Annotated in this window: 22 protein-coding genes; 4 read left to right on the top strand and 18 right to left on the bottom strand. The window is 44.6% G+C overall.

Annotated elements, in window-relative coordinates:
* Nucleotides 1-584 precede the first annotated feature (584 nt).
* From ACTS60_RS20945 to ACTS60_RS20930, 4 genes are all read left to right on the top strand, one after another.
* A complete protein-coding gene (locus ACTS60_RS20945; protein ID WP_440889829.1) occupies nucleotides 585-1,160 on the top strand; it encodes a sigma-70 family RNA polymerase sigma factor in 576 nt (191 codons plus the stop codon).
* On the top strand, nucleotides 1,153-1,884 hold the full coding sequence (locus tag ACTS60_RS20940) for a DUF3379 domain-containing protein (RefSeq protein ID WP_440889828.1): 732 nt from the start codon (nucleotides 1,153-1,155) through the stop codon (nucleotides 1,882-1,884). Before ACTS60_RS20945 ends, ACTS60_RS20940 begins: the two co-directional genes overlap by 8 nt.
* Before the next feature lie 298 nt (nucleotides 1,885-2,182).
* Nucleotides 2,183-3,445, top strand: coding sequence for an outer membrane protein transport protein (locus ACTS60_RS20935; RefSeq protein ID WP_440889827.1), 1,263 nt, complete (start codon nucleotides 2,183-2,185; stop codon nucleotides 3,443-3,445).
* 309 nt (nucleotides 3,446-3,754) lie between these two features.
* Complete coding sequence (locus ACTS60_RS20930) at nucleotides 3,755-5,044, top strand: outer membrane protein transport protein (protein WP_440889826.1); 1,290 nt, start codon at nucleotides 3,755-3,757, stop codon at nucleotides 5,042-5,044.
* A 93-nt stretch (nucleotides 5,045-5,137) separates the two neighbouring features.
* Here ACTS60_RS20930 and ACTS60_RS20925 read toward each other — a convergent pair whose 3' ends face one another.
* The 18 genes from ACTS60_RS20925 to cheY form a co-directional block, all read right to left on the bottom strand.
* On the bottom strand, nucleotides 5,138-5,917 hold the full coding sequence (locus ACTS60_RS20925) for an MlaA family lipoprotein (protein WP_440889825.1): 780 nt from the start codon (nucleotides 5,915-5,917) through the stop codon (nucleotides 5,138-5,140).
* 214 nt (nucleotides 5,918-6,131) lie between these two features.
* A complete protein-coding gene (gene ccmI, locus ACTS60_RS20920) occupies nucleotides 6,132-7,349 on the bottom strand; it encodes a c-type cytochrome biogenesis protein CcmI (protein WP_440889824.1) in 1,218 nt (405 codons plus the stop codon).
* Nucleotides 7,349-7,834 carry a cytochrome c-type biogenesis protein gene (locus tag ACTS60_RS20915; RefSeq protein WP_440889823.1) on the bottom strand — a complete coding sequence of 162 codons (486 nt, stop codon included), beginning with the start codon at nucleotides 7,832-7,834 and terminating at the stop codon, nucleotides 7,349-7,351. The genes ccmI and ACTS60_RS20915 overlap by 1 nt, the downstream gene beginning before the upstream one ends.
* Entirely contained in the window at nucleotides 7,831-8,385 is a 555-nt protein-coding gene (locus tag ACTS60_RS20910) for a DsbE family thiol:disulfide interchange protein (protein WP_440889822.1), read from the bottom strand. Before ACTS60_RS20910 ends, ACTS60_RS20915 begins: the two co-directional genes overlap by 4 nt.
* Nucleotide 8,386: 1 nt before the next feature.
* Complete coding sequence (locus tag ACTS60_RS20905; protein ID WP_440889821.1) at nucleotides 8,387-10,369, bottom strand: heme lyase CcmF/NrfE family subunit; 1,983 nt, start codon at nucleotides 10,367-10,369, stop codon at nucleotides 8,387-8,389.
* On the bottom strand, nucleotides 10,366-10,851 hold the full coding sequence (gene ccmE / locus ACTS60_RS20900) for a cytochrome c maturation protein CcmE (RefSeq protein ID WP_440889820.1): 486 nt from the start codon (nucleotides 10,849-10,851) through the stop codon (nucleotides 10,366-10,368). The genes ACTS60_RS20905 and ccmE overlap by 4 nt, the downstream gene beginning before the upstream one ends.
* On the bottom strand, nucleotides 10,848-11,054 hold the full coding sequence (ccmD, locus tag ACTS60_RS20895) for a heme exporter protein CcmD (protein ID WP_440889819.1): 207 nt from the start codon (nucleotides 11,052-11,054) through the stop codon (nucleotides 10,848-10,850). The genes ccmE and ccmD overlap by 4 nt, the downstream gene beginning before the upstream one ends.
* An 11-nt stretch (nucleotides 11,055-11,065) precedes the next feature.
* Nucleotides 11,066-11,809 (bottom strand): heme ABC transporter permease, encoded by a 744-nt coding sequence (locus tag ACTS60_RS20890; protein ID WP_440889818.1) that lies wholly within the window; start codon nucleotides 11,807-11,809, stop codon nucleotides 11,066-11,068.
* Between the two features lie 108 nt (nucleotides 11,810-11,917).
* Nucleotides 11,918-12,586 carry a heme exporter protein CcmB gene (gene ccmB, locus ACTS60_RS20885; RefSeq protein ID WP_440889817.1) on the bottom strand — a complete coding sequence of 223 codons (669 nt, stop codon included), beginning with the start codon at nucleotides 12,584-12,586 and terminating at the stop codon, nucleotides 11,918-11,920.
* A 1-nt stretch (nucleotide 12,587) separates the two neighbouring features.
* Nucleotides 12,588-13,205, bottom strand: a complete 618-nt coding sequence (ccmA, locus tag ACTS60_RS20880) for a cytochrome c biogenesis heme-transporting ATPase CcmA (protein ID WP_010449583.1) — start codon at nucleotides 13,203-13,205, stop codon at nucleotides 12,588-12,590.
* A gap of 196 nt (nucleotides 13,206-13,401) precedes the next feature.
* Nucleotides 13,402-13,893 carry a DUF2802 domain-containing protein gene (locus ACTS60_RS20875; RefSeq protein ID WP_440889816.1) on the bottom strand — a complete coding sequence of 164 codons (492 nt, stop codon included), beginning with the start codon at nucleotides 13,891-13,893 and terminating at the stop codon, nucleotides 13,402-13,404.
* Nucleotides 13,893-14,387, bottom strand: coding sequence for a chemotaxis protein CheW (locus tag ACTS60_RS20870; RefSeq protein WP_010449585.1), 495 nt, complete (start codon nucleotides 14,385-14,387; stop codon nucleotides 13,893-13,895). Before ACTS60_RS20870 ends, ACTS60_RS20875 begins: the two co-directional genes overlap by 1 nt.
* Before the next feature lie 36 nt (nucleotides 14,388-14,423).
* Nucleotides 14,424-15,539, bottom strand: a complete 1,116-nt coding sequence (locus ACTS60_RS20865; protein WP_440889815.1) for a chemotaxis protein CheW — start codon at nucleotides 15,537-15,539, stop codon at nucleotides 14,424-14,426.
* Nucleotides 15,532-16,308, bottom strand: coding sequence for a ParA family protein (locus ACTS60_RS20860; RefSeq protein WP_038884864.1), 777 nt, complete (start codon nucleotides 16,306-16,308; stop codon nucleotides 15,532-15,534). Before ACTS60_RS20860 ends, ACTS60_RS20865 begins: the two co-directional genes overlap by 8 nt.
* A gap of 8 nt (nucleotides 16,309-16,316) precedes the next feature.
* A complete protein-coding gene (locus tag ACTS60_RS20855; protein ID WP_440889814.1) occupies nucleotides 16,317-17,432 on the bottom strand; it encodes a protein-glutamate methylesterase/protein-glutamine glutaminase in 1,116 nt (371 codons plus the stop codon).
* 28 nt (nucleotides 17,433-17,460) lie between these two features.
* Nucleotides 17,461-19,686, bottom strand: coding sequence for a chemotaxis protein CheA (locus tag ACTS60_RS20850; protein ID WP_440889813.1), 2,226 nt, complete (start codon nucleotides 19,684-19,686; stop codon nucleotides 17,461-17,463).
* Nucleotides 19,687-19,695: 9 nt separating this feature from the next.
* Nucleotides 19,696-20,439, bottom strand: coding sequence for a protein phosphatase CheZ (locus tag ACTS60_RS20845; protein WP_440889812.1), 744 nt, complete (start codon nucleotides 20,437-20,439; stop codon nucleotides 19,696-19,698).
* Between the two features lie 115 nt (nucleotides 20,440-20,554).
* The gene (gene cheY / locus ACTS60_RS20840) at nucleotides 20,555-20,923 is read right to left on the bottom strand and encodes a chemotaxis response regulator CheY (RefSeq protein ID WP_017635949.1); all 369 of its coding nucleotides are present in this window, start codon (nucleotides 20,921-20,923) and stop codon (nucleotides 20,555-20,557) included.
* Between the last annotated feature and the right edge of the window lie 12 nt (nucleotides 20,924-20,935).

Below are 20,935 nucleotides of genomic sequence, written 5' to 3'. Positions count from 1 at the left end.
GTCTGACCTGATGCATTGTAATCAACTTGTTAAATTTATCAAACATGCGTTTAAATAAACGTGAAGCAAGTAGATCTATTGCTCTAGTTCGTTGATTCTTCTGCGATTAAGATAAACTAACTATAGGTTCTAGCTGGAAAAGATGGGGAGAAGCGGAAAAATTGGCAAAAAAAAACCACACAAAACTGTGTGGTCGGAATATCTATAAAACAATTAACATACGCCAATTGTAAAATTAATCAGTTTCCTGATTAGGAGAAAGTAAAGTCAGCCTTCAAAAGGAAGTGTCATCTTGCTCAACATGTTAGTCGCAATGACTAACTAGATGACAAGATGTACTATAGCCCCTTCAGGGTATGAGATTTTGAAATAGATCAATTTTTATGGTGTTTTTATATATTCCTATTCGCTCAAAGATCAAAAACAGCGTTTGAACAACATCAAGTAGATAAACGACATCATTAAAAATAATAACCATAAATTATCATTGCACTTGATAAGCGATTGATTATTTGAACAGTAATTTGTGCTGCTGAGCTACATTGATATGTAGTGACTTTGGTATTAAGACCTCACAGAGCAAGATGGAGGCTCCTGTGGCAATATTTAAAATGTTCGGAAATAAAAAACCCGACAGTCCGGTCAACTCTGATATGGACAGACAAAGAAAATACGAAGCTCTTGTTCGGGGCTATCACAGAGACTTGTATCGCTACGCTTACTGGTTATGCAAAGATAAGGCGATTGCAGAAGATTTGGTTCAAGAAACCTGTCTGCGAGCATGGAAGTCGCTGGATAGTCTTCAAGATGAAAAGGCAGCGAAATCTTGGCTTATCACCATATTAAGACGAGAAAACGCACGCCGCTTTGAACGCAAACAGTTTGATTTGGTTGATATCGATGACTATGGCAATGATGCTAAAGTCAGCGATGACCCACATCATCAGCAAGAATGGTTACAGGCTCAAATCATGAAGCTTGATGTCGAATATCGTGAGCCGTTATTTCTTCAAGTCGTGGGTGGTTTCAGTGGAGAAGAAATCGGCAGTATTCTTGAGCTAAATAAGAACACTGTCATGACTCGCCTTTTCCGCGCCCGTAATCAATTAAAAGAGATGTTGGATTCTCAAGATACTCAGAGAGGACAAAAGAATGGATGATTTAGAGTTTCGTCGTCGCATTTTGTCGGATCCAAAACAAAAGGATGAAGACATTCTCCAAGCTATCGCTAGTAACGACGCTAACAGCAAGTTTGTTGATGACATTTTGGATCTCGACCTAAAGATTAAGCAAGCCATGAATGTGGATGCACCGGAAGATCTCGCTGACAAAATTTTATTTAGCCAAACATCAAATGCACTTGATGAAGATAAAGTGGTTAGACCTAACTTTGCACGTAAAGCGATGGCTCTAGCCGCATCAATTGCGTTTACGGCAGGTTTGCTCGTTGGTCAAATTAACTGGGGTAATGTTGTTGTTTCACCAGCACAAGCGAGCTTAGCAGATACTGCGATTGAACATGTCATCGCTGAAGAACCGTTTGTTAAAGCGTTAAACGAAGACGTGTCTAGCAAGCAAGTAAATGCAAAAATGATGCCCTTTCATTACCAGTTTAAGAAAAGCTTCCCTTATCACGTTTACTACCTAAACCATTGTGGTTTCGCTGACTCACACGCGCTGCACATGGTTTTCGAAGGTTCTAAAGGCAAAGTTACGATGTTTATTACTCAAGTAGAGAGCGATGCAACCGTCGGCTTTGATAAGGATGGAATGACTGGCGTTGTAAAACCTGTTGGGTCCAACAGTATGATCCTTGTAGGTGAAAGCGGTGAAGATGTTGAAACCATCGCTGACAAGCTAGCGATGCTTATTCAGCCGATGTAACAACTTCAGCGAAACTACGCTACTAACAAGTTAAAAGCCGCTAAATTTCGAAATTTAGCGGCTTTTTGTTTATAAAACACCTCAAAAGCATTCACGTCAACTATTCAATTTAGAGTCAAAACTCTAAATTATGCACTTTAGATGCAATTTCCCGACATTTAGACATCATTTCTGCAATTTTTATTCAAATTTATTCAATGGTCGGATTTGTATGGTCCACTCTTAATACTAATATCTGCGCCACTGAGCAAAAGCTCAACTTATCGTCCAAAGAGACGAAACGAATAAGGAATAAAAAATGACTCAGAACACGCGTCTGTTTAAAAAGACTCTCCTAGCAGTAACAGTTGCAATGGCATCAGGCCAAGCAATGGCAGCTGGTTTCCAAATAAATGCACAATCCGCAACTGGTATTGGTCGAGCGTTTGCCGGTGATGCAGTAATTGCAGATAACGCATCGGTAATGGCTCGTAACCCTGCAGCAATGGCTCTATTTGACAAAATGGAACTATCTGTAGGTTTTGAAAGCATTACCTCAATGATTGAAGTAAAAGACTCGACTTACCGCGGCTTAACAGCCCCACTAGGTACATCTTCAAACTACGACGATGCTGGTGACACTTCTATTGCACCCAATATCCACCTAATCGTTCCTGTAAATGACAAATTTGCTTGGGGTGTAAATGCTTACTCTAACTTTGGTACCAAGACTGAGTTTGATGACAGCTTTGTTGCAAAAGAGTACGGCGGTCTAACTGACGTTAAAAGTGCAAACCTCGGCGTTGCTGGCTCTTACCGTCTAAATGATCAATGGAGCTTTGGTGCTGGTCTAGACCTTATCTATGGTCAAGGCACAATGAAGCGCGAGCATAGCGTGCTAGGTACTCTAGTGGATGTTGATAAAGCTGATGGTTGGGCAGTAGGCTTTAACGTAGGTACGGTTTACGAGTTAGACGAAAACAACCGTTTTGGTTTGTCTTACCGCTACAGTCCAGAGATGGAAGCGAAAGACGACAAAGGTCAGAAAATCACACTTCCTCTACCAGATATGGCTGAGTTCTCTGGCTACCATAAAATTACCGACACTAAGTTTGCCGTACACTACTCTGTTCAGTACATTGGCTGGAGCGCCTTTGATCAGATCGAATTCCGTAATCTTCAAGGCTCACCACTTGGTTCAAGCTACGATAAGCAGTACCAATGGCAAGATGGTTGGCACTACGCAATTGGTGGTACTTACTACCTAAACAACGATTGGACACTTCGTACAGGTTACATGTACGACACAAGTGCACAAGACTCCCTAACTTCTGTATCGGTTCCTGATTCAGACCGTCAATGGTTCTCTGCAGGCTTCACATACCACATCGATAACAAGTCAAACGTAGACTTTGGCTTTACTTACCTGATGGGTAAAGATGTAGATGTAAACGAGTCAACACCGAACCCAATGCATGTTCCAGGAAATCCTTTAACAGGGCCAGCAAACATCTCATCGCTATCAGCAACAACCCATGCAGACGCGATTCTATTCGGCTTACAATACAGCCGCAGCTTCTAAGCAGTAAGCGATAAGCTAATATAATTACTCTCTATGTAAAAGGCTGGAATTCCAGCCTTTTTTCTTATCTATTTCAAATCTCTTGCCACATTTAGGCGAACAAGTGTTGCCCTAAAACGTCATTAGAACTCACAGTTGTTCGCTGAGTTTTTTTCACACAGCCGTTACAGTCAGATAAACATACTGAAAAATGTCCACTTCATAGTAATTTAGACTAAAAACACTGTTTTATTGGATTTTCGTTTTTAAAGTAATAACTCTAGTCGTAAACTTTCGCCCCACGTTATAAATAACTCAGCGAACATTACAATGAAAACCAACAAGACTCTCCTTTCAGCAGCAGTGGCATTTGGCCTATTGAGCACATCAGGCGTTGCAAACGCAGCAGGTTTCCAACTTGCAGAGTACTCAGCGACAGGTCTAGGCCGTGCATACGCTGGCGAAGCAGCAATGGCTGATAACGCAAGTTCACAATGGCGTAACCCAGCAATGCTAACTTACCTAGAAGGTACGCAAGTGTCTGTTGGCGCAATCTATGTAAACCCTAACATTGATGTTGATGGCACATCGACATTCGTAAATGGTTCTAATAAAGCAAGCTCACACGACTTTGCTCACGATGCTATTATCCCTAACTTCTACCTGTCACATCAGTACAATGACAAATTTGCTATTGGTCTAGCGTTTGGTACTAACTACGGTATGGAAACAGACCTAGGTAAAGATTTTGCTGCAGCTAACTTTGGCAACCAAGCTAGCGTTACGTCAATGGAAGCGAACTTGAATGCAGCTTACAAACTGAATGAAGCGCTAAGTATCGGTGGTGGTATCCGTTACATCATCGCAGATGGTAGCATTGGTGCGGTAATGCCTCCTCAAATGGGTGTTGTAAACCCTGCATTAGCTGGTCAAACACTGAAGTATATGGAAGGTGATGACAAGGCATGGGGTTGGCAATTAGGTGCAGCGTGGCAGATCAATGATAGTAACCGTATTGGCTTCGCATATAAATCAGCGGTAGACCTAACCCTAGAAGGTCACGCAAATGGCCTTGCTTTCAACCCAATGAACCCTAGCGTTAAAAAAGCAGGTTCAATGGACCTAACTTTGCCGGCAACCGCAGAACTAGCTAGCTTCCACCAGCTAAATGACCAATTAGCCGTGCACGCAAGCATTAACTGGACAGATTGGAGTAGCTTTAAAGAGCTAGTGGCTGATTTCCCAGACTCTTCTGATCTAATCAAATCTGAAAACTGGGAAGATAACTACCGCTTTGCTGTAGGTACTACATACAAGCTTGACCAAAAATGGACACTGCGCTCAGGCGTTGCATACGACATGTCAGCCGTTGATGACAAGTACCGTACGACTACAATTCCAGAAACTGACCGTCTATGGCTAAGTGTTGGTGCTGGTTACGAATGGTCTAAGAACCTGACGCTAGACGCTGGCTTTACTTACATTTTCGCAAAAGACGCACCTATCAGTGAGCCTCGTGATGCATCTGACAATGCTGCAGCAGCTTTCGGTGGCGCATTTGAAGGTGAAGTAACAGGTAACGTTTGGCTAATCGGTGTTCAAGCGAACTACAAGTTCTAATTTGAACGCTACTTATCGATAAAAGAAAGTTACTGATAAAAAGAAAGGCTTGGTGAAAACCAAGCCTTTTTGTTTTTCGACTTACTGAAGCGTTTAGAAGTCTTCTTCTAAGTACTCATCCAAGTATGCTTCTTCGTCTTCATCCACTTCATCAGTGTCGTTGATTTCTGCTTTGAAATCTTGACGTTGAAGATAAATATCACGCGTCAACACGTATGGATCTGGAGATGCTTCAAGCTGCGCTTCTTGTGGAACAACCAGCGCACGCTTTTCCATACCCTCAAAAGCCCACTTACCTAAGCCAGCCCAGAAGTTAAGGTAAGAGAGTGGAACATACATACCATCCACGGTGTCTGTCACTTCACGTAGGGTATACGGCCCGTAACCTGGTAGCATAAAATATGGACCGTTACCGACACCGTAGTGACCCACTACACTGCTGAACTCTTTGTTGTCGTACTTAGTAATACCTGCGGCTGTTGCAATATCAAACAAACCAAAAATACCGAACGTCGAGTTGATCCAAAAGCGGTTAAAGTGCCCCACCGCTTTGGTGCCATTACCCATAACAAGATTGTTTACTACACTTGCAGGTTCATCTAGGTTAGCCAAAAAATTAGCTATACCAGAGCGAATCGGTACTGGCGTGTAATCGACATAAGCTAGAGAAATTGGACGCACTAAATATGGGTCTAGATAATCGTAGTTGATGTCCCACATAGCTCGGTTAAAACCTTCCAATGGATCATAGACACTGGAGGTCGAGCTATTAGTTTCACTTTCTTCGCTTGTTACTTCTTCTGGCGCTGATGAACAACCCGCTAAACCAACAGCAAGCAGCAGCCAAAAGATAGATTTACCCTTGTTATACATTATCTGTTCCATACGAACTATTACTATACCTAAGTGACCTTAGTTGAAGCCTATAAGCTAAAACGTGTATAAAAAGTCACTTGGGAATAAAAATAAACGAAGGCCAGCAAAGCTGACCTTCGTCATTCTACTCTATAGTTGTTGGGCGTACCACAAAGTGGCAAACACAATCACGACACTTATTGCACGTACTGTATAGAATATAGCGCTACAACTATTGATATTGGTTATTAATGGTAACTTCGACCGGCTGACCAAATTCGACCACAGCACTTTCACCATGCCAATCTTTGTCACGAGTCGCAACGTTGCCATCTGAGTCCACACGGACGCGAACTATCAGCTTATCCAGTGAAGATAATTTCTGGCCATCCATCATCGCGTTGCCATCATCCAACACCACCGTACGAGGGAATGTGCCCAATGGGTAACGTGCTGCTGCGACTGGCATTGGAGAACCATCTGCTCGATGAACCGATACGATCAATACCGCGTTTGGATCCAGCTGCGCTTCCGGCGCAACGTTAATGGTCACTGCCACGCTCTTGTCTGGTGAAACCGCTTCACCCATTTGCTTACGTGCGCTTTCAATACTACGACCCAGCATTTCATAACGGCTGTCTTCTGGGCCAATCATTTGCTGCATGATACCCCAGTACTTAATCGCCGCAGGGAAGTCTTGACGTTCGAATGCATCAAACGCAAGTAGCGAGAATACACGTAGATCGACATAATCTTGCTGCATCAACTTGCCAAGCAGAGAGCGAGCCGTCGCCTGATCCATGTCGTCTTGAGAAAGCATTAGAGCTTGTGCGTAACCAAGTTGAACATCAGGATCTTTTGGCTCTAGCTTGTACGCTTTTTCCATTGCATCAATTGAAGTTGTTACATCGCGATTAGCCAGTGCGATACGACCTAGTAATAACCAACCCGTTGAGTCTTCCGGTTGGTAGTGCAGGCGCGTACGCAGTGCCAAAGATAAGTCAGCCATTTCATCGTCACTTAATGGCTCAGATGAAGCAGACATCAGCTTTTTAGAAAGCTCAGGAAGGTTTGACGTGACTTCTTGCCACTGTACGACATCTTGAGAAGCACCAAACTTGTAATACAAGCCATAGCTTAGCGCTACGGTCAAGACTATTGATGGAATCAATACTGCAATTGGAGAAACCTTAGTTTCTTGCTGAGCTTTATCGCCAGGGATGTCATCGAGAAGAGATTGTTTTAGATCCGAAATCAGATCATCTTGGCTCTCAACCAGGCCTTCATCAGTTTCTTCAGCAAGCTCAGAAAGACGATCTTTATAGAACGCTTTGTTGAGCTCATCGCGTAACACTTCATCGTTGTTGGCTTTTTGCTTAAGTAGTGGCAATGCAACTAATGCACATGCTATCAGCGTTAGAACAACGGTAGAAACCCAAAATAGTGTCATTACTTCTTATCTCCGTTGTTCTCTTCATCAAGCAGTGATTTGAGGCGCGCTTCTTTTTCCGCATCCCATTGTTCATCATTGGTTTGTACTGCTTTCGCTTTTGATTTTCTGCTACGTAACACAATCAAACCAAAACCGCCTAAAACCACGGCCAGCGGCCCTAGCCAAAGAATTGCAGTCGCAAAAGTAAACGGAGGATTATAAGTTACAAAATTACCGTAACGAGCAATCATGTAATCTACGATCTCATCTTTGGATTTGCCATCTTTGGTCATTTCATAGACCTTATGACGCAAGTCCTGAGCAAGTTCTGCATTTGAATCAGAGATTGTATTGTTCTGACACTTAGGGCAACGAAGCGTATGACCAAGCTCTTTGAACTGCTGTTCTTGCTCTAAGTTATCAAACTCATACACTTCGATTGCAGCATGTGCTGCAAGCGAAAATGTCATGGCTGCAAATACCGCTAGGATAAACTTTTTCATTGCTTCGCCTCCTCAACCAGCTTGGTGTAAAGCGGTTCTAGAGTTTCAGCCCAGTTACGAGGGTTTACATCACCAACATGGCGGTAACGAATTACACCATCAGCATCAATGATGAATGTTTCTGGCGCGCCGTATACACCTAGGTCTAAACCTAGCATACCGCTACCATCAAACAAGCTGATCAGGTAAGGGTTACCAAGATCATTCAACCAGCCAATGGCTTTGTTACGATCATCTTTGTAGTTCATACCGATGATCTTCACGCCTTTGCCTGCTAATTCATTCAAGTACTTATGCTCGGCATAGCAAGTTGGACACCAAGTCGCCCAAACGTTCAGCAGCAAAGGTTCACCTTTGAAGATCGACTGATCGTATTGTTTACCTGGTTCTGCTAAATCTTCAAGATGAAATTCAGGAACTGGCTTGCCAACTAGTACTGATTCAAGCTTGGTCGGATCGTCGCCCTCTTGGTTACGAACCAACTGAGTTGCAAAGATACCCGCCAACACCATGAAAGCGACCAACGGGATAAATAAGACTTTCTTATTCATTTTATGCTTCCTTTTCCGCTAGCTTTGACTTTTCGTCTTTCTTAGCCGTTTTACGGAAGCGGTAACGTCTATCAGAGATAGCAAGTGCCCCACCTAAAGACATGATCAATGAACCAGCCCAGATCCAACGAACGAATGGTTTGTAGTAAATGCGAACAGCCCAAGAACGGTTATCTTCTAGACGCTCACCCATTGCAATATATAGGTCGCGAGTGATGCCACGGTCGATTGCCGCTTCTGTCATCATTGACTTCGCTGTGCGATAGAAACGTTTCTCCGCGTGCAACGTGTTCACGTACTTACCATCATTGGTGATTTCGAAGTCCGCGATGTAACCATCGTAGTTTGGACCGTCTTTGTCACGTAGACCTGAGAAGTAGAAATCGTAACCGTAAATCTTGAAGTGCTCACCTGGAGCCAAACGCACATCACGCTCGATGCTGTAGTTTTGCACCATCGCAATACCAATCACAGTCACAGCTAGACCTACATGACCCAGCATCATCGCCCAGTGGCTGCGTTGTAGCTTACGAACACCTTCACCAAAGCTGTGACGGTGTGTTGCACGCTCGTACAGTTCGAAACCGTGCATTGCAATAATCCAGATTGCCATTACCCAGCCGATGTAAGCCATCACTGAGAAAAAGTCTGCGAACAGGTATACACAAACCGCAGCTAGCGCGAAAGAAAGCACACCAGAAACCATCATTGGCTTGATTAACTTAGATAGATTGTCGCGCTTCCAACGAATAAGAGGACCGATACCTAATAGGAAGGCAAATGGCATCATCAACCATGCAAATAGCATGTCGAAAAATGGCGCACCGATAGATACAGAACCTAGGCCAATTTGTTTATGGACAAGCGGTAGCAATGTACCAACCAGTACAACAACCAGTGCAGCAATAAGAAGAACGTTGTTGGCTAGCAGTGCGTTCTCACGCGATACCAAATCAAAGTTACCACGTACACGCACTGCTGCGCCTTTCACAGCGAATAGCAGCAGTGAACCACCGATTACAAAGACTAGGAAGCCAAGAATAAACATACCGCGAGATGGGTCAGACGCAAACGCGTGTACCGACACCAAAATACCGGAACGAACCAAGAAGGTACCTAACAAACTTAGCGAGAATGCTGAGATCGCTAGAAGTACTGTCCACGCTTTAAATGTACCGCGTTTTTCCGTTACCGCTAGAGAGTGCATTAATGCTGTACCCGCCAGCCAAGGCATGAATGATGCGTTTTCTACTGGATCCCAAAACCACCAGCCACCCCAGCCAAGTTCGTAGTACGCCCACCAAGAACCTAGTGCGATACCTAGGGTCAGGAATACCCAAGCCGCCGTTGTCCAAGGGCGAGACCAACGAGCCCACGCCGTATCAAGACGACCAGTCATCAGTGATGCAATCGCAAACGAGAACGCAACCGAGAAGCCAACATAACCCATGTAAAGCATTGGTGGGTGAACGATCAGACCCGGGTCTTGAAGAAGTGGGTTCAAGTCACGACCATCAACTGGGAAGAATGGCAACGTACGTAGGAATGGGTTCGAAGTAAGGATGATAAACAGCAGGAAGCCTACCGAGATCATGCCCATCACAGCGAGTACACGTGCAACCGATTCTTGTGGCATACCTCGGCTAAAGGTTGCCACCGCTACCGTCCATGCAGCTTGGATAAGAACCCAAAGCAACAATGAACCTTCGTGCGCACCCCAAACTGCCGTCAAACGGTAATACCAAGGCAGCTGGCTATTTGAGTTACTTGCTACGTATTGCAGCGTAAAGTCGTTGGTATAAAAACCCCAACACAAAATTACGAATGAGAAAAACAACATAATGAACATAGACCATGAAAGCGGTCGTGCGGTGTTCATCAACATGCTGTTGTTATTTGATGCGCCCCATAATGGCAAAACACTCAGGAGTACTGCCATCGCAAGTGAGAGAATGAGGGCAAAGTGACCGATTTCAGCAATCATTGGTCGCTTCCTTGTTTTTGTTCAGTTGTGTACTGCAAAGGCTCATGCGTCTTCTTCATTGCTTCTGCAATTTCAGGTGGCATGTACTCTTCATCGTGTTTCGCTAAAACCTCGAAAGCTTTTACGGTTGTTGCATCTTCAAGCACACCTTGAGCAACAATACCTTGCCCTTCGCGGAATAAATCTGGAAGGATACCTTCATAAACAACAGTAACTTTTGGGCCAACATCATGCAGGTCAAAGCGTACTTTTAACGATTCTGGATCTCGGCGTACCGAACCTTCCACCACCATACCACCAATACGAAGACGCTGACCAACCTCAGGTTTTGTTCCGTCAGGCTTACCATTCACCAATTCCGTCGGCGTGTAGAATAGATCCATATTTTGGTTCAGTGCATAAAGCATTAAACCGATGGTTGCACTAATACCGATAAAGATCGCTAAGACTATGCCTAGCCTCTTTTTACGTCTCGGATTCATAACGTGTTCTCCATATTCTTCGCCGCGTCAATACGCTCTTGACGATCAATTTTCGCTTTCACCTCTTTCAACAGTGCATCCCCACGACGGATGCTTGAAATCAGAAGAATAAGCATAGATAAGAAGGTAATACCAAACGCGCTCCATACGTAAGCTGCGTAGCCACCCATGGCAAATAGTTCGCTCAGAGAATCAAAATGCATAATCAATTACCTCACTGAGTTTTTTCAGTCGCGAGTTTGCGCACCCAAGGGCGGTGACTCTCTTTGCTGATAATTTCGTTACGGAAACGTACCATTGTCACTGCGCCAAAGAAGAACGCAAAACCAAAAATATTCAGCAATAGTGGCCAAAGCATATTGGATGAAATGGACGGTTTTTCAAATTTAGTAATAGTTGCACCTTGATGTAGCGTGTTCCACCATTCAACTGAGAAGTGAATAATTGGTAGGTTAACAACACCAACGATAGCCAAAATGCCTGCCGCTTTCGCTGCGGTTTTCTGGTCATCAAATGCGTGATACAACGCAATCACACCAAGGTAAAGGAATAGAAGAATAAGCTCTGAAGTTAGGCGTGCATCCCATACCCACCAAGTACCCCACATCGGTTTCCCCCAAACTGCGCCTGTCAAAAGGGCAATAAAGGTGAACACTGCGCCAATAGGCGCCATTGCAAGTGCAGCCATATCAGAAAGACGGACCTGCCAAACCAAACCGATAAATGCGGCGATGGCCATAGACATGTACACACCCATCGACCAAATAGCCGAAGGTACGTGGATGTAGATGATTCGGAAACTATCACCTTGTTGGTAGTCCGAGGGCGCAAAGGCAAGGCCCCACACGGTACCTACCGATAAGCATACGAGGGCCAATGCAGCAAACCAAGGGAGCAATTTACCACTTAGGCTATATGCTGCTTCTGGCTTGGCGTAAGGATGTAGCCATTTCCACATGTTAAGTTCTCACTCTTACTTCAGGGACACTGTCAAAACGGCCGAGACCGTAGCAGTGCTTTAATAATAATTCTTTGATCAAACGTCGCTTAAATTGCTTTTATTGAGTTAGTTAACACTAACTCGCAATGCTGCGCTGATGGCGAATGGCGTAAGGGTCATCGCTCCCATCAGCATTGCGCCTAAAATTGCCAGTTGTCCGTTATACGCCATACCTAGTGCTGCAGCATCAATTGCGGACGTAGCGAAAATCAGAATTGGGATGTAGAGCGGAAGAATGAGCAAACTCAAAAGAACGCCGCCTTTTTGCAACCCAACCGTCAGTGCTACACCAATAGCACCGATAAAACTTAGCGTAGGAGTACCAATAATTAGTGTCAGTACAATCGACAACCAAGTGTTAAAATCAAGAGAAAGTAGAATCGCCAATAGAGGGCTGATTAAAATCAAAGGCAAGCCAGTTAGCAACCAATGAGCTATGACCTTTGAAATCACTACAAGTTGCAATGGGATTGGCATCAGCATCATTTGTTCTAATGCACCATCTTGATAATCATCACGAAACAGTCGTTCTAATGATAATAAGGCCGATAGTAGTGCAGCAACCCAAACAATACCCGCTGCAATACGTGCTAACAAATTAGGTTCAGGCCCGATGCTGAGTGGAAAAAGGGTAATCACGATAATGAAGAACCACAGAGGGTTCAAAATGTCAGCCTGACGGCGAAACGCAATCAAAAGCTCACGGCGAATAATGGTAGTCATCGCTGAAATCATATCAATCACCCAGTTTTATTTTTCTAAGTTTCGGGCTATCTGCAAACATATCTTGGTGAGTAGTTAAGATTACGATGCCACCATTATCTGCGTGACTGGCAAATAGTGACTCAAGTACTTTAACGCCTTGCTTATCGATTGCAGTTAGAGGCTCGTCTAGAATCCATAAGATTTGATTACTTAACCACAGCCGTGCCAACGCAACACGACGCTGCTGTCCAGCAGAAAGCTGTGCTACAGGCACGTCTTCTCTGCCCGCGAGCCCCACTTGAGTGAGCGCAGCAAAGATATCTTCGTTAGAGGAACGATTATTATGGATAGATTGGTAAAAGCGCAGGTTTTCAAACGCGGTCAGTTCACGTTTAACACCTGTTTGATGCCCTAAGAAAAGTAAATCTTGATGGAAAACATCACGAGATTTCTCAACCTCTTCTCCCTTCCATTTAATGATACCTTCGTCTCTATCACCTAACCCAGTGACAATACGTAGCAATGTCGTTTTTCCGGTGCCGTTACGTCCTTCAATTTGGACCAATTCACCAGGTCTAATTTCGAATTGCAGGTTTTCAAACAGGACCCTTTCATCACGGATCGCAGTTAGGTTAGAGACTTCTAACATAGGGCTTCAACTAAAAAATGAACGAGCCGCTATATTAACACAGCTTAGTTGTGACAAAACAGGATAAGAAAGCGATGATGTATGTAAGTTCGTGAGTTTTTGTTAACTTACTGTCACATTTTAATAAAATTAACTATAACTGGTTATAAGCTTTTATTTTAAAAATAAAAAAGGAGCCGAAGCTCCTAAGTTTTGTTTATCGACGTCTTCCTCGCGAGGGGTGTCGATGCTCATCAGAAGGGTGCCCACTTAAAGGTGGAATTTTTTCCTTACCTGCAAGCTTCTTCTGTAAAGAAAGCATCAATTCCGCCTCTGCTTTTGGTAGTTCGCACTCTTCGATCAGCTCATTGATATCAGCACCCAATTGAACCATTTTTGTTGCTCGGCTATACAAACGTCCGTCTGTATCCGCATGCTCAAGTTCATGTATGCGCTCGCTTAAATGCTGGATGATATCTTGCTGCTCTGAAACTTTTTGCCCTAATCCAATGACAACCGAACGAACTTCCAATAACTGTTTATTGAGTTTTTGAGTCTCTTTCTCTGCATGGCGAAACTGAGCACGCTGCTGATCCAATTGCTTTTGCAATCCTGAGCGTATCCGCACAATCGACAAGAGCAAGACTAAGACAATAAATACAACCCCACCAATAATAAGCGGGGCTGAAAGGAAGGAGTCTTCAATCATTATAGGTGAGCCATCTCATCCCATTCGTCTTCGCTTAGTAGCTTGTTCAAATCAACCAGGATTAGCAACTTACCATCACGGTTGCTCACACCTTGAATGAACTTAGCACTTTCGTCAGTACCTACTGAAGGTGTAGTGTCGATCTCAGAAGAACGTAGGTAAACGACTTCAGCTACGCTATCTACAAGAATACCAATAACTTGACGTTCTGATTCGATCACAATGATACGAGTGTTATCCGTCACTTCACCTTCCATTAGGCCAAAGCGCGAACGTGTATCAATAACGGTAACCACATTACCACGTAGGTTGATAATACCTAGAACGTAATCTGGTGCACCTGGAACTGGTGCAATTTCAGTGTAGCGAAGCACTTCACGAACTTGCATTACATTGATGCCGTAAGTTTCTTCTTCTAGTTGGAACGTCACCCACTGAAGAACTTCGTCATTCGATGTATCTTTCTTCACTTCTACTTCAAAAGCTTGAGACATAGTAAATCCTCGTTTATGTCGTTCCCGACCACAATTCTATTTTAGTGATTTTACATCTAAACCAGCGTTTAGCATGCCAATTAGTGCATGGACATGAATTAAAGCACACATTTTTTCTTTAACCATGCCAGCAAGCCAAGGTCTCTTGCCTGCTTGTTCACGCCAGCGCACTTTGTCCACATTTAGTGTTTCGGTGCCAAGTAGTTGATTACTTGCCAGCCCCCACATACTTTCACCAAGCATCACTACATATTCGTAGCTATCTTTGTATTCGTCGCTCGACAGCTTATCGGGCATCACCCATTTAGCGGTATCGACAACGTCGTATTGATTCTCTCTGCTGGTTTGAAGGCCCAAATACCAATCCGGGCGACCAATCAAATGGTTCAATTCAGCAATTCTGTGTATTCCACCTAGCTCATCCAGAGGAACCGCAAAGGTGACACCATTGACATCAAAATACAGAACCTGAAAGTCTTCGCTTCGCTGCGTGCTTTCCCACTCGTTTTCAGGCTCAAAGCCAGCTTGAGTGTCGAGCTCGACGTTTACCTCTAACTCTGTATCAACAATTGGCTCAACAACGTCTTCTACAGGCTCGGCGGTAACCGTTTCTGTTGCGCTCTCAGGTAACGAAGGCTCTTCGATTACCCACTCTTGAATCTCTTCTTCAACAGCCACGTGTTCTGCAACTTCAACTTCGACCTCTTGGTACTTAGTCTCAGATGCGATGTCTATCGTGTTCTGTTCCAGAATATCGTCAATATCCAGCTCTGCGACTACATTCGTCGACTCAAGTTGACTAAGAAGCCGCTGTACATCCTCAAGATTTGGAGCTTCTAGCTCCGGAGAATATACCTCGTGATATTGGTACGATTCTGGTTGCGAATATTCAAGCTTCAGCTCTGGCTCTGGCTCTGGCTCTGGCTCTGGCTCTGGCTCTGGCTCTGGCTCTGGCTCTGGCTCTGGCTCTGGCTCTGGCTCTGGCTCTGGCTCTGGCTCTGGCTCTGGCTCTGGCTCTGGCTCTTCAGAGCTTAATTCCTGTTCCAATAAGTCAAGTGGACTTTCTTGCGATTCAAACTCTTCATCGAGTAGCGCACTAAAGTAATCATCTAGCGCTTGCTCGCTCGAAAGAACTGGCTCGTGATTACTCATCAATTGCTAACCTCTCTAAATAGATCAGCAACTGTTTATAAGCAAAAACGCCTCGACTGCCTGACGCAAAGTGTGATGCTGGTAATCGCTTCAAACTGGCGTCTCTAAACTTGGTGTCGATGGGTACAGCTGATGTCCAAACTTTGTCTGGATAATCTTTCTTCAACTGGGTCAATGTCTGCAAAGATGCTTTGGTGCGTTTGTCATACATCGTAGGTACGATCGTCACTTTAAACTCATCTTTGCGAGACTTTTGCATGATGGTCAAAGTACGAATCATCCGTTCCAAACCTTTCATTGCTAAAAATTCAGTTTGAACTGGAATCAAAATTCGATCGCTTGCAGCAAGCGCATTCACCATCATTACACCAAGTATTGGCGGGCAATCAATCAGTACATAATCGTAATCTTGCTCTACAGCTTGGAGGGCTCTTTTTAAGATCAACCCCATGCCACTGCGATTTCCCATTACACGGTCGAGTGTCGCCAAGGACATATGAGCAGGAATAATATCGATACCTTCAACCTGAGTCTCAAGAATCAATGGACGTACTGTACTGCTGTTAAACGTTCTCAACTGGAAAAGGTCGAATAAGCTTGAGCTCACCGCATCCGGGTCAAAGCCAAGGTAGGTTGTCAACGATGCATGAGGGTCAGTATCGACCATCAATACACGATGCCCTTTTTGACTCAACAAGCCAGCTAACGTCACTGTCGATGTCGTTTTTCCTACACCACCTTTTTGGTTAGCTACACTCCAAACGATCATGATTTTTCCTACGCTAAGCCAACTTCGACCAACATGCGTTCTGCAATACGTTCTAAAGGTAGATCTTCTGTAGAAATCCCAGCTTTAGCAACTGCTTGAGGCATGCCATATACTACACAACTCTCTTCATCCTGCGCCCAAATTGTTGAGCCAGCGGACTTAAGCATGCGAGCACCCTCGCGGCCATCTGCACCCATACCGGTCAGCACCATTGAAAGCACTTTGTCGCCATAAATTTTCGCAGCAGAGCCAAAAGTAACGTCAACACACGGTTTGTAGTTCATTCGATCGCCACCATCGATAATACGAAGGCGCGCAGCTCCTGCTCTACCATCGATCATCATCTGCTTACCACCTGGTGCAAGGTACGCTACGCCAGCTTGCAATACGTCACCATCAGCCGCTTCTTTCACCTGAATCTTACACAACGAATTCAAACGACTTGCAAAGGCTGCGGTAAACGTCGCAGGCATATGCTGAATCAGGACAATTGGATGCGGATAATTAACCGGCAGTTTAGTGAGAATTTTCTGTAACGCAACCGGACCACCTGTAGAGGTACCAATCGCCGTCAGTTGATATTTCTTACCTGAAGCTCTGAATTTTGCTGCTACTGGTCTTCCAGTCGCTGGCGTCGTTGTACCGCTAGTGCGTAAAGCTGTTGGACGAGAAGCGGCACTGCTTGGCGTCGCTGCAGGCTTTGCAACTGGACGGCGCATAAACGCGCGCTTCGCAGCAATCTGAATAACGCGCTGCTGTAGCAATGTCACTGCTTCATCACGGTTGCGTGCAATGTCTTCAAATTTCTTGGGAAGGAAATCAAGAGCACCTGCATCCAGCGCATCAAGGGTCGCTTTTGCACCGTCATGCGTCAAAGATGAAAACATCAATATTGGCGTTGGTGCTGCTGCCATGATCTCGCGAACTGCGGTGATGCCATCCATCACCGGCATTTCGATATCCATTGTAATGACGTCGGGCTTTAGTGTTTTCGCTTTTTCAACGGCCTCTCGGCCATTTACTGCTACGTCAATAACTTCAAGGCGCGATTCTGAATTGATGATCTCGCTTACGCGACGTCGAAAAAAACTCGAATCATCAACAACTAGTACTTTAATCGCCATTTTTATCCTTTATATCTTTCTACTCAACTTAGATACGAGACGCAGCTGCGTACTGTTTAAGTAGGTCTGGCACATCAAGAATTAATGCAATGTGACCATCGCTGGTAATCGTCGCACCCGCCATGCCTGGCGTGCCTTGTAGTAAGTTGTCTAGTGGCTTGATAACCACTTCTTCTTGACCGATTAAGGTATCTACTACGAAGCCAACTCGCTGGCTACCTAGCTGAACAATAACAACGTGACCATGACCAGAACGTTCCGCTACTTTAGAGCCACGTTGCGCCAACCAATTCTGTAAATAGAACAATGGAAGCGATTTGTCACGGACTATAATCGTCAACTGTCCATCGACAACGTTGGTACGGCTTAGATCAAGGTGGAAAATTTCATTAACCGATGCAAGCGGTAGTGCAAATGGATGACCACCAACACCAACCATTAGGGTTGGAAGAATCGCTAGCGTTAGCGGTACTTTGATGGTGATCTTCGTACCTTTACCTAGCTCAGAATCGATATCGATTGAACCATTCAAGGTATTGATTGCTGTCTTCACAACGTCCATCCCTACACCACGGCCCGAGATATCAGAGATCTTCTCTTTACTAGAGAAACCTGGTGCAAAGATTAGGTTGAAACACTCTTTGTCCGATAGGCGCGCTGCCGCGTCTTCATCCATCATGCCGCGTTTCACTGCGATGCCACGAAGTTTGTTCGGATCCATACCGCCGCCATCATCAACGATAGCCAACTCGATATGATCGCCTTCTTGCGACGCAGACAGAATCACTTTACCAGTACGAGATTTCCCCGCTTTTGCGCGGTCGTCTGGCATTTCGATACCATGGTCAACTGAGTTTCGCACCAAGTGGATTAGTGGATCCGCAAGTGCTTCGACAAGGTTTTTGTCTAGATCGGTTTCTTCACCGCGCATTTCCAGCACGATGTCTTTTTGTAAGTTACGCGCCAAATCACGTACAACACGAGGGAAGCGGCCAAATACTTTCTTGATCGGCTGCATACGTGTCTTCATCACTGCGCCTTGAAGGTCTGCAGTAACGACATCTAAGTTCGCGACAGCTTTCGACATTTCTTCGTCGTTGCTGTTTAAACCAAGACTTAATAGTCGGTTACGAACGAGTACAAGTTCACCAACCATGTTCATGATGGTATCAAGAGTTGATGTGTCCACACGAACGGTCGCTTCTGCCTGAGGCTTCTTAACCGCAGGTGCCGCTGCTTTTGGCTCTTCTTTTACCGCAACAGGTTTTGCTTCTGGTTTAGGAGCAGGTGCAGGTGCGGATACAGGCGCAGGAGCAACAACTGGTTGAGTAGGCGCTGCAGGAGCATTAGTTGAATTTGCAGAAGCTGGCTTAGTCGCAAAATCAAGCTCTTCGATAGAAGGGCCTTTACCTGAACCATGTAGCTCATCCAGCAGCTTTTCAAACTCTTCATCGGTCATCAAGTCACTGTCTGCTGATGCAGCAGTTGGAGCTGGAGTGGCTGGCTCTGGAGCTTTAGGCGTTTCAGGTTCAGCTGATGCAAAGCTTGATGCTGATGGGCTTTTACCAGCGCCATGCAACTCATCCAGTAGACGTTCGAATTCATCGTCAGTGATATCGCCACTATCAACCGTTGCACTTGCAACAGGTGCAGCAGCAGGCTGTGCAGCATGTGTACCTGGTGCACTTCCTTTACCATGTAACTCGTCAAGGAGCTTTTCAAACTCGTCTTGAGTAATCTCATCAACAGAGCTTGCACTTACGCTTTCCACCGGAGCAGCCACTGGCTCTGAAATGACAACAGGCTCAGGTTCAACAATAGGTTCTGGCTCAGCGACAGGAGCAACGGCTACTTCATCCTCAGATTCAGGGCGACATAGACGATGTAGTTCTTCAAGTAACGCCGGATCGGCGGCTTCTAGAGCATCACGATCTTGAACTGCTTGGAATTGAGTATTAACGGTATCCAACGCTTTAAGCATGGTATCCATCAAACTCGGTGTTACGGAACGTTGACCATTTCGCAACACATCAAATACGTTTTCTGCACCGTGACAGGTATCAACCAGTTCGGCTAGAGATAGGAAACCCGCGCCGCCTTTTACGGTGTGGAATCCACGGAAAATAGCGTTCAGTAGATCTTTATCTTCAGGGTTATTTTCTAACTCTACAAGTTGCTCAGACAGCAACTCCAGAATTTCTCCGGCTTCAATTAGAAAGTCCTGAAGAATATCTTCGTCTAAATCGTAGCTCATACGTTACCTTTAAAATCCAAGACTGGACAATAAGTCATCGACTTCGTCCTGCGATGAAACTGCATCTTCCCTTAATTCTGGGTGTAGAATTGGGCCTTCCGCTTCACTTGAGCATTTTTGCTTTGTGTCAGAAGCTTTAACAGATGTGTCGGCTGCTTGTTCTTCTGGCTTGTTATTCGAAAAGACCGTCAATATTTCCACTAAACGCCCTTCCACTTCATTCACGAGTGTGATTACTCTGCGAATAATTTGACCGGTTAAGTCTTGGAAGTCTTGCGCCATTAGAATTTCGGTTAGTTGACCACGTAATTCTGTACTGTCACCCTCAACTTGAACGAGGAGTTCATCGATACGGTGGCAGAGGGCTTTAAACTCACTTAATTCAATTCGACCATGCATGAGTTCGTTCCATTGAGGGCGAACTTGCTGTAAGCAGTTATTTAAGTTGTCCGCCATAGGTAGACAACATTCCACAGCATCCATGGTCTTGTTTGCAGCCAGTTCGGTTTTCTCAATCACGTATTGAAGACGGTCCCTAGCATCTGGGATTTCATCTTTAGCGATTTCCGTCATACGTTGATCGATATTGAACTGCTTCAATGAGTCATGAAGGTCACGTGTAAGAGTTCCGATTTCTTGAAGCATCGGATTTCCTTTCCCTTCATATATGGAAGCAACCAGCGCATCTGCTTGTTCTTGCTCTCCACTTTCTAATAATTGGACGAGAGACTTCGCCTGCTCTAGTGAGATCATCCTGAATAGACCCTTTTACGTTTTGCTCTTTCTAATTACTACATTATGTTAAGTGAGCCATCTATTTTTAGATTTAAGGTATGTGACGACTCAGTTAACGAGTAAAAGTAAGGACTTATAAACGTTCGAAAATTTTATCGAGTTTTTCTTTTAGTGTTGCTGCTGTGAATGGCTTAACGATGTAACCGTTAACACCAGCTTGAGCAGCTTCGATGATCTGTTCACGCTTTGCTTCAGCTGTGATCATTAGCACAGGAAGATGCTTCAATTCTGCATCTGCACGAATGTGTTTTAGAAGGTCAATACCCTGCATTCCTGGCATGTTCCAGTCAGTTACAACGAAATCGAAGTCACCTTTTTTCAGCATTGGTAATGCAGTTAAACCATCATCAGCTTCTTGAGTGTTATTGAAACCCAAGTCACGAAGTAGGTTTTTGACAATACGGCGCATTGTTGAGAAGTCATCAACAATAAGGATCTTCATGTTTTTATTCAA

This window comes from Vibrio sp. WZ-1 (assembly GCF_052037695.1).
Taxonomy (GTDB): Bacteria; Pseudomonadota; Gammaproteobacteria; order Enterobacterales; family Vibrionaceae; genus Vibrio.
This window is presented reverse-complemented; position numbering and strand designations above follow the sequence as displayed.